The 8,753-nt window shown below is 66.5% G+C and carries 8 protein-coding genes and 1 pseudogene; 4 read left to right on the top strand and 5 right to left on the bottom strand.

The annotated features are described in order from the left end of the window. The 3 genes from CFN17_RS17960 to CFN17_RS17950 form a co-directional block, all read right to left on the bottom strand. The coding region (locus CFN17_RS17960) for a leucine zipper domain-containing protein (protein WP_208751278.1) at nucleotides 1–206 on the bottom strand (206 nt) is incomplete at its 3' end. 97 nt (nucleotides 207–303) lie between these two features. After that, on the bottom strand, nucleotides 304–840 hold the full coding sequence (locus CFN17_RS17955) for a DUF1697 domain-containing protein (RefSeq protein WP_208749054.1): 537 nt from the start codon (nucleotides 838–840) through the stop codon (nucleotides 304–306). Between the two features lie 25 nt (nucleotides 841–865). Next, on the bottom strand, nucleotides 866–1,585 hold the full coding sequence (locus CFN17_RS17950; RefSeq protein ID WP_026266447.1) for an IclR family transcriptional regulator: 720 nt from the start codon (nucleotides 1,583–1,585) through the stop codon (nucleotides 866–868). A gap of 131 nt (nucleotides 1,586–1,716) precedes the next feature. On the opposite strand from CFN17_RS17950, the gene leuC reads away from it, so the two are divergent. Beyond that, on the top strand, nucleotides 1,717–3,168 hold the full coding sequence (gene leuC, locus CFN17_RS17945) for a 3-isopropylmalate dehydratase large subunit (RefSeq protein ID WP_208749053.1): 1,452 nt from the start codon (nucleotides 1,717–1,719) through the stop codon (nucleotides 3,166–3,168). 10 nt (nucleotides 3,169–3,178) lie between these two features. Then, nucleotides 3,179–3,781: a 3-isopropylmalate dehydratase small subunit gene (gene leuD / locus CFN17_RS17940; RefSeq protein WP_208749052.1), complete on the top strand. Its 603-nt coding sequence runs from the start codon at nucleotides 3,179–3,181 to the stop codon at nucleotides 3,779–3,781. A 169-nt stretch (nucleotides 3,782–3,950) separates the two neighbouring features. Here the strand turns inward: leuD and CFN17_RS17935 are convergent. Both CFN17_RS17935 and CFN17_RS17930 read right to left on the bottom strand, forming a co-directional pair. Continuing rightward, nucleotides 3,951–4,908, bottom strand: a pseudogene (locus CFN17_RS17935) (HNH endonuclease). 46 nt (nucleotides 4,909–4,954) lie between these two features. Then, nucleotides 4,955–5,989: an Lrp/AsnC family transcriptional regulator gene (locus CFN17_RS17930; protein WP_208749051.1), complete on the bottom strand. Its 1,035-nt coding sequence runs from the start codon at nucleotides 5,987–5,989 to the stop codon at nucleotides 4,955–4,957. Nucleotides 5,990–6,117: 128 nt separating this feature from the next. Between CFN17_RS17930 and CFN17_RS17925 the strand changes: the two genes are divergently transcribed. After that, nucleotides 6,118–7,539: an MFS transporter gene (locus CFN17_RS17925; RefSeq protein WP_208749050.1), complete on the top strand. Its 1,422-nt coding sequence runs from the start codon at nucleotides 6,118–6,120 to the stop codon at nucleotides 7,537–7,539. After that, entirely contained in the window at nucleotides 7,536–8,744 is a 1,209-nt protein-coding gene (locus CFN17_RS17920; RefSeq protein WP_222612643.1) for an amidohydrolase, read from the top strand. Before CFN17_RS17925 ends, CFN17_RS17920 begins: the two co-directional genes overlap by 4 nt. The last annotated feature ends 9 nt before the right edge of the window (nucleotides 8,745–8,753 follow it).

Below are 8,753 nucleotides of genomic sequence, written 5' to 3'. Positions count from 1 at the left end.
GTGGCATGCGGGCACGAATGTGGGCGTGAAGATCGGTCCTCCATCCCGTCCCAGCCGTGTTCGACATAGCGTTTGAGCCACCGGTGGGCGCAGGCGCGGGAAACACCCATTTCCTTCGCCGCATGGGCCACTGGACGGCCGTCCAGAACACGCTGGACAAGGATGCTTCTACCGGCAGGAGTCAGACGGGCATTACGGTGGACCATGAAGACCTCTTAGTCGTTCGGTGTGTGTGGTAACCACCAACCTAAGAGGTCTTCACCCTTTCAACGTGTAACCAAAGTCCTGGCCGAGTACAGCTAGCTACAGGGCGGCCGCGGCGTCGCGGACTTTGACCATGGTGCGCAGGTTGCGGGTGGTGGTCGCTGCCTTGTATTTGGCCTTCGAGGAAAGCTTGCTGAACGGGCTGTCCAGTGTGCCGCCGGCGGGGGCGAGCCAGGCGAGGGCAACAGGTCCGAGCCGGGTGATTTCGGTTCCGTCCAGGGCGCGGCCGGATTCGAAGAGTTCCGTGAGCACTGCCTCGTCGGACGCCAGGGTCAGGTAGGTATGGGTGGAAGCGTCATCGGCCGGGTAGGGACAGGCCTTGACAAGCGATGTCACGGTGGCCGCGGTCAGCACCACCACCCAGGCGTCATAGCCGAACGTCTCGCGAAGGCATGCCTCAAATTCCTGTTTGACGCCGGCCGGGTCCAGGTCGCTGGCGAGCACGACATTGCCGCTGGCCAGCAGGGTCTTGACCCCGGTAAACGGCCGGGACGTCAGTGCGTCCTTGAGATCGGCCATCTTAATATTGATGCCGCCCACATTGATGCCCCGCAGGAATACCGCATAGCTGTTCATGGGCACAGCCTAGCGGCACGGGGTGTCAGTCGTTGGTCTTGCGGAGTGCCTCGGTCAGGACCCGGCCGGCGTTGCAGACTACCTCGGCGTGCAGGCGGCCCGGCTGGCGGGTGAGGCGTTCGATCGGGCCGGAGATGGACACCGCGGCGATGACGCGGCCGGACGGCCCGCGGACGGGGGCCGACACGGAGGCGACCCCGGGCTCGCGTTCGCCCAGGCTCTGACCCCAGCCCCGGCGTCGTACTCCTGCCAGGACGGTGGGCGTGAAGCGTGCGGACTGGAGGCCTTCGAGGAGGCGGTCGTGGTCTTCCCACGCCAGCAGCACCTGCGCGGCAGAGCCGGCCTTCATGGACAACTGGGTGCCGACCGGGATGGTGTCGCGCAGGCCGATGGGGCGCTCGGCGGACGCCACGCAGACGCGCCAGTCGCCCTGGCGGCGGAAGATCTGGGCGCTTTCGCCGGTGGCGTCGCGCAGTTGCATCAGGACGGGACCGGCGGAGGCGATCAGGCGGTCCTCGCCGGCGGCCGAGGCCAGCTCAACCAGGCGGCTGCCAAGGACGAACCGGCCCTGGATATCGCGGCTCACGAGCCGGTGGTGCACCAGCGCGAGGGCCAGCCGGTGCACGGTTGGCCGGGCCAGCCCGGTGGCGGCCACGAGCTGCGCCAGGGTGGTGGGGCCGGCCTCAAGTGCATCAAGCACATGGGCCGCTTTATCGATGACACCGACTCCACTAGAATTGTCCATGTAATGATATTGACGTCTCATTATCTGAGATGCAAGTCAACGCGCTGGCGTATTACTTGAGTGTGCTGGTTCAGTGGAAGCGACAGCCCGCTTAGAACGCAGAATAATCACCGCAGTGAAGGGAGAAGGCCGTGGCAAAGACACTGGCCGAGAAGGTCTGGGACGCGCACGTGGTGCGCAAGGGTGACGGCGAAGGAAACAATGCCCAGCCGGACCTTCTTTTCATCGACCTCCACCTGGTGCATGAGGTCACGTCGCCGCAGGCCTTTGAAGGGCTGCGCCTGGCCGGGCGTAAACTGCGCCGGCCCGACCTCACCATCGCCACCGAGGACCACAACACTCCCACGCTGGACATCGATAAGCCAATCGCGGACCTCACCAGCCGGACCCAGATCCAGACCCTGCGCAACAACTGCGCGGAGTTCGGCGTCCGCCTGCACTCGCTCGGTGACGCCGAGCAGGGCATCGTGCACGTGGTGGGCCCGCAGCTGGGCCTCACGCAGCCGGGCATGACCGTGGTCTGCGGCGACTCGCACACCTCCACGCACGGCGCGTTCGGGGCGCTCGCCATGGGTATCGGCACCTCCGAGGTGGAGCACGTCATGGCCACCCAGACGCTGTCCCTGAAGCCGTTCAAAACCATGGCCATCAACGTCGAGGGCACGCTGCGCCCCGGCGTGACCGCCAAGGACATCATCCTCGCCGTGATCGCAAAGATCGGCACCGGCGGCGGCCAGGGCTACGTGCTGGAGTACCGTGGCTCCGCCATCCGCGCCCTGTCCATGGAAGCCCGGATGACCATCTGCAACATGTCCATCGAGGCCGGTGCCCGCGCCGGCATGGTGGCGCCGGACCAGACCACCTACGACTACATGTATGGCCGCCCGCATGCGCCCGAGGGCGCCGACTGGGACGCCGCCGTCGAATACTGGAACACGCTGCGCACCGACGACGGTGCCGTGTTCGACGTCGAGGTGGACCTCGACGCCGACACCCTGGAACCGTTCGTGACGTGGGGGACCAACCCGGGCCAGGGTGTGTCCCTGTCCGCCAAGGTGCCCTCGCCCAACGACTTCGGCGACGAAAACGCCAAGGCCGCCGCCGAGCGCGCCCTGCAGTACATGGGTCTCGAGGCCGGCACGCCGATGAAGGACATCCGGGTGGATACCGTGTTCCTGGGCTCCTGCACCAACTCCAGGATCGAGGACCTCCGGACCGCCGCGGACATCATCCGGGGCCGGGAGAAGGACCCGAACGTGCGCATGCTGGTGGTGCCCGGTTCCGCCCGCGTCCGGCTCGAGGCTGAAGCCGAGGGGCTGGACAAGGTCTTCAAGGACTTCGGTGCGGAATGGCGCTTTGCCGGCTGCTCCATGTGCCTGGGCATGAACCCGGACCAGCTGGAGCCGGGGGAGCGTTGCGCTTCCACCTCAAACCGCAACTTCGAGGGCCGCCAGGGCAAGGGCGGACGCACCCACCTCGTCTCGCCGGTCGTCGCAGCCGCGACGGCGGTGCGCGGCACGCTGAGCTCGCCGTCGGACCTTGAGCCGGCATCGGCCGGAACGCTCACCGGAACCGCAGTCTAGGAGGATCCCCATGGAAAAATTCACCACCCACACTGGCGTCGGCGTCCCGCTGCGCCAGAGCAACGTGGACACGGACCAGATCATCCCCGCCGTCTACCTCAAGCGCATCACCCGCAGCGGCTTCGAGGACGCCCTCTTCGCCGCGTGGCGCAAGGACCCGTCCTTCATCCTGAACCAGGCGCCCTTCAATGCAGGCTCCGTCCTGGTGGCCGGCCCCGATTTCGGCACCGGCTCCTCCCGCGAGCACGCCGTCTGGGCGCTGAAGGACTACGGCTTCAAGACCGTGCTTTCCTCCCGCTTCGCGGATATCTTCCGCGGCAACTCCGGCAAGCAGGGCCTGCTCGCCGCGCAGGTTGCCCAGGACGATATCGAGCTCATCTGGAAGGAGCTTGAGAACGCCCCCGGCACCGAGGTCACGGTTGATCTGGTCTCCAAAACGGTGCAGTGCGGCAACATCGTGGCGCCGTTCGAAATCGACGACTACACGCGCTGGCGCCTGCTGGAAGGCCTGGACGATATCGGACTGACGCTCCAGCACGAAGAGGACATCACGGCCTACGAAGCCACCAGGCCGTCCTTCAAGCCCAAGACGCTGCCGGCCCGGACGTCCTAAGAGCCGCAGTCCCTTCAATTGCCTGGCCAGTGCGGCCGCCGAGTCACCGAACTCGACGGCGGCACTTGTGTTTGGCGGTACTCGGTTGGCGACACGCGTCCAGCCGTCGGTGCAACGCCGGATGAGCAGTCGTGCGAACGTTCGGAGGTTCGGACGCCGACGGGCTTTATTATGCCGCCTTGGCATCCCCGGTTCTGCAGTTTGGCGAGGTGCCGGAGGTCGTGGCGCTGACGGGACGTCGCGGGATTCCCGGACGCTGCGGGATGCCCCGGCCCCCCGGAATGCCCCGATCCCGCGGAAGGCCCTGACCCCACATCCTCGTCCCTGGCAGGGGTGGTGCGGTGGAGTGGTAGGTGTGGCCGGTGGGGGTGGTGAGCTGGAAGGTGTGTCGCTTTCCTGGGCCGGGGTTTGCGGCGATTGGTTGGGCGGTCCAGCCGGGGGTTTCTTTGGTGTGGTTGCAGGCTTCGCAAAGTCCGGCGCCGTTGGTGGCGGTCGTGGGCCCGCCGCCGTGGTGGGAGACGATGTGGTCCAGGTGCCGAATGGGTGCGTCGCGGTACGGGGTGCGGCACGTGTCGTCCCGGGCCTGGATGAAGCGCCGGAGCCCGGGCGGGAAGATCCGTGCGCGGGAGTCCATGCCGATGAGTTCTCCGGTGCCGGGGTGGGTCTACAGTCTGCGGAGCTAAACGCTATGGGCCGCAGTCCCGGTCTCAGGTTCGGGGCCGTCGGGTGGTGGGTGGATGAGGTGTCGGGCGGTGTGGGCGGGGATGGTGCCGTAGCCGGGCAGGCGGGCCGGTGTCCGGGGCGAGCTCTTTGTCGACGGCGGTCCGGTCGGCGGTGGTCAGGCAGGCGGTTTCGCGGACCAGGAGGGTGGCGCGCCATTCGTTCAAGGTCCCGGTTTCCAGGGCTATGAGGGTGTGCGGCATTTCGGTCACGAGGGCTTGGGCCAGGCCGAGGAGGCGGCCGCCTTTGGCGGGGGATTCGCGCCGGGCCAGGGCGATCTGCGCGGATGACCTTGGACCGGGGGCGGAGGATATGGATTTCGTGGTGAATCTTGTTCTTCCGGGCGCCGTGCTCGGACTGACCTTCCGACGCACAATCCGCAGCCGCCGACGCGATAATTGCAGCAAGGCTCACATCCGGTCCGCGACATTGCGTCCGTATTCCTGCGCCGCTTCAGGAATCATCGGGGCGACGCAAGGCGTGCGCCGGGTCCTCCCGCCACAGGGGCAGGGGGACAACACCCTGGCTGCGCCCTGACTCATCCAACAGATGTCCGAGCCGTTTGTAGGTGCGCACCACCGCCTGCCGGGTGATGACCGTGCTTCCCGGCGCCCGGGCTGCCAGCTCCCGCTCGTGCCCCTGGACTTCCAGGTAGTCGCGGACCCACAGCGTCACCAAGAGGTTCTGGGTACCTAGAACCTGTGCGCTCAAGCGGCAACTTGGCAGTCCGGCGAAGTAGCGGCCGATGGAGTCCACATGGGTCGCAGGAACGTTGAGACTCAGGCTCACCTCCCGCAGGGCCTGCTGGCCGGCGACGGAAGTATCGCACCTCATCGTTATGTAGCCGGACGCCAGAAACCGTTCCACCCGGCGTCGGGCCGTCTGCGGCGACACGCCGGCGGCCGCGCCGAGCTCTGCCCAACTGGCCCGCCCATCGCGGGCGAGCCCCTCCAGTAGGGTGGCGTCCAGCCGGTCGGGGGCGTATGCGGGCGTTGGAGGAGTGGACTCCTTCGCCATGAGCCGCGCCCGCGCCGGTTCCAGGGTTCCGCTGCGCCACTCCGAGGCCTGGCGGTAGAGCTGTGTAACGAAAACAACCTCCCTGCGCGTCACACCCGGCAGGTCCGCGAAAGCGCCCGTGACGATCGCCATAAGTTCCTCATGGCTTGATGCGAAGCAGTCCACGAACATGTCGTGGGCTCCTGAGACCAGGGATACCGTCCCGAAGGCCGGTTCCGCACGAAGACGCTGAATGAGGGCCTCGTGCTCGCCCGGCACCGAGGACAGAAAGATGAAGGCCGACCAGCCTGCACTGAGGTAGCGAGGCCCTGGAGACGGGGTGATCCACGCGAGTCCCTGTTCAGCGAGGGCGTTCCAGCGTCGGGAAACGGTGGGGCCGGAGAGGCCGAGCACGTCCCCGACGCGGGCCCAGTCGGCCCTCGGGTTGATCTGCAGGGCATTTACGATTTCGAGATCTAATTCAGAGATCATGGCTGATTCTTTCAAATTTTCCGATGCATTGTGGATTTAGAGCAATGTCGAGGCGGCGGATGGCGCCGAGGCTAACGTTGTGACTCGCATCACTCCCAGTCAGGTGTCCCGAATCCCAAGGAAGCAATATGACAAGCAAGACAATCCAACCGGCGACGGCGGCGATCACCCGCCGAACGATCGCCGGCATGCTCGTGGCGATGACCGTGATCGAATCGCTCAGTGGCGTCACCCAGGGGTACTTGAACCCCATCCTGCCCGCCCTCGGGCCCGTCTTGTCGATCGATGATCCGACCATCAACGGCATCTTCCTGATCTCCAACGTCAGTTTCGCCGTGCTCACACCCATCATCTCCCGGCTCGGAGACAGTTACGGCTACCGGCTGGTGCTCCGCTGGTCAACGGCGGTGGTCGCAGCGGGAGTGCTCATGATGGCACTTTGGCCGTCCCTGGTGACCGTGACCGTGGGCGTCGTGCTGCTCACCTGCGTCGTGGGCTTCATCCCGCTCATGATGGGAATCCTGCGGGTCAGCAGCCCAGCGCACACCCGCACCGGAGTCAGCATGATGATAGGCATGCTCATGATGATGGTGGGTGCCGGCGGGCTGCTGGCGGGGATTGTGGGCGTAAGCGACCCCACTCTCGGGTTCTGGGTAGCGGTTCCGTTCGCCGTCGCGGCCCTGGTGTGTTCTTTCCTGTTGCCCGACGCCGGAGCCCCCACCAGGGAGGGCATTGCCCTGGCGCCCCTGCTGGCTTGTTCCGGCGGTCTGATCGGCTTCGTAGTCGCCCTTTCGATGGGGCCGGACTGGGGCTGGCTCGATGCTCGGACGCTCGGCTCCGGTCTGGTGGGACTGGCGCTGCTGGCCTTCTGGGCCCGGATGGACGCCAGGGGCCCTGAGCACGGCAAAAAGTTCGTGGATCTGCGCATGCTTGCAAACCCGCGTATCCGCGCAGTCTCCCTTGCCACCTTCTTCTTCGGCTTCGCGTCCATCAGCTACTTCGGCACCAACGGCATCTTCCTGCACGCCAACCCCGACAAGACCGGCTATGGATTCTCCCTCAGCCCACTCATGATCGCCATCGTCCTTGCCGCCGCATCCGTGCTCTCTTTCATGTCGTCGATGTTGACCGCGCGGGCGCTCAAGGTGTTCGGCGAGCGTGCCACGCTGGTCTTCGCCGGACTGCTGCTCGCCGGTGGTTTCGTGGCGATGATCGCTGCGCACGCCTCCCTGGCCGGGTACTGTGTCGGGTTCGCCATGTTCAACCTGAGCCTCGGCATGTACCAGGCGGGAACCCGCTCGCTGTCCGTCGAGGGTGTGGCACTGGAGGAAACCTCGACGGCGGCAGGACTCAACGAGTTGGCCCTGTCGGTCGGCATTGCGGTGGGCGCCGCCGTCGTCAAGCTCCTCTCGTCGTCGTCGGCGGAGTCCGGACGCATCACTGAGGGTGGCCTCGTATCCATCTGGGGAGCGCTCGCACTGGCTGCACTGATCGCGGCGGCAGCCTCCGCACGCTACCCGAAGCGCCAGTCAGCGGAGGTCCTTCCGTGAACCCGGCGACGCTGACGCCGGCAGGCCTTGCCCCTTCCTCCACTGCCTCCGTGTCGGGGATCCACGGCCGAATCGCCGCGGCATTGGGGCACTGGCAGCCCAAGATTCTTCGTCTGAGCCATGCAATCCACGCCGATCCGGAGCTCAGCGGCGAAGAGTTCCGGGCCGCCAAACGGGTTGCCGTGCTGTTGCGGGGCGCCGGCTTCAGCTTTGACGGCCCCCAGCCTGCATTTCCGACCGCCTTCAGTGCCCGGTACGGAAACGGTGAGCTGGTGGTGGCCCTCTGCGTCGAATACGACGCCCTGCCGGCAATTGGACATGCCTGCGGACACAACGTCAACGCCGCAAGTGCCGTGGGGGCGGCGCTGGCACTGGCCGCCGTGGCGGACGACCTCGGCATCACCATCAAGGTGCTTGGCACTCCCGCCGAGGAGACGAGCGGCGGCAAAGTGGATCTCATCGAGGAGGGCTTCTTCGACGACGTGGCCCTGGCGATGATGGCCCATGCAGGCGCCGAGGACGTCATCGGCGGATCATCCTTGGCCATGTGCATGTGGGATGTGCTGTACGAGGGGCGGCCCGCTCACGCAGCAGCGGCACCGGCCGAAGGAATCAACGCCCTGGACGCACTGGTGGTCGCCCAAACGGCGCTTGCCCTGGCCCGGCAGCAGCTTCCGCCGGGTTCCATCGTGTCGCTGATCGTCACGGAAGGCGGGAGCGCCGTCAACGTTATTCCTGAGCGGGCCCGGGCCAGCGTTGAAATGCGCTCGCCGAACCTCGCGACGCTCCGGGTGATCGAGGAAAAAGTGCGGCGCTGCCTGGAGGCCGGTGCTCTTGCCAGTGCCGCCACACTTAAGGTCACGCCTGCGGGTAATGCGTATGCCGAGCTGAGGCAGGACAGATTCCTCTCCGAGGCCTACCGCGCGGCGATGGCCGTCCGGGGGAGGGACGTCACCTTCAACGCCAAGCCGGTGGCTTCCACGGACATGGGCAACGTCTCTCAGTTGGTGCCGAGCATCCACCCGCTGCTTGGCTACGACGTCGGCGGCGCAGCCCATCACACGGCGGAGTTCGCCGCTTACGGGTCCTCCGCTTCCGCGGACCGGGCGGTGCTGGATGGTGCATTCGGCCTGGCAGCGGCGGCCAGCGCAGCGGCGGGAGATCCCCGGCAGCGTGCCCGCCTGATTGGCGGCAGCCCTCGCTGAGACCCCAGC

This window comes from Arthrobacter sp. PM3, from assembly GCF_003352915.1.
Lineage (GTDB): Bacteria > Actinomycetota > Actinomycetes > Actinomycetales > Micrococcaceae > Arthrobacter.
The sequence above is the reverse complement of the archived record's forward strand: the minus strand, read 5'-3'. Positions and strand labels throughout refer to the sequence as shown.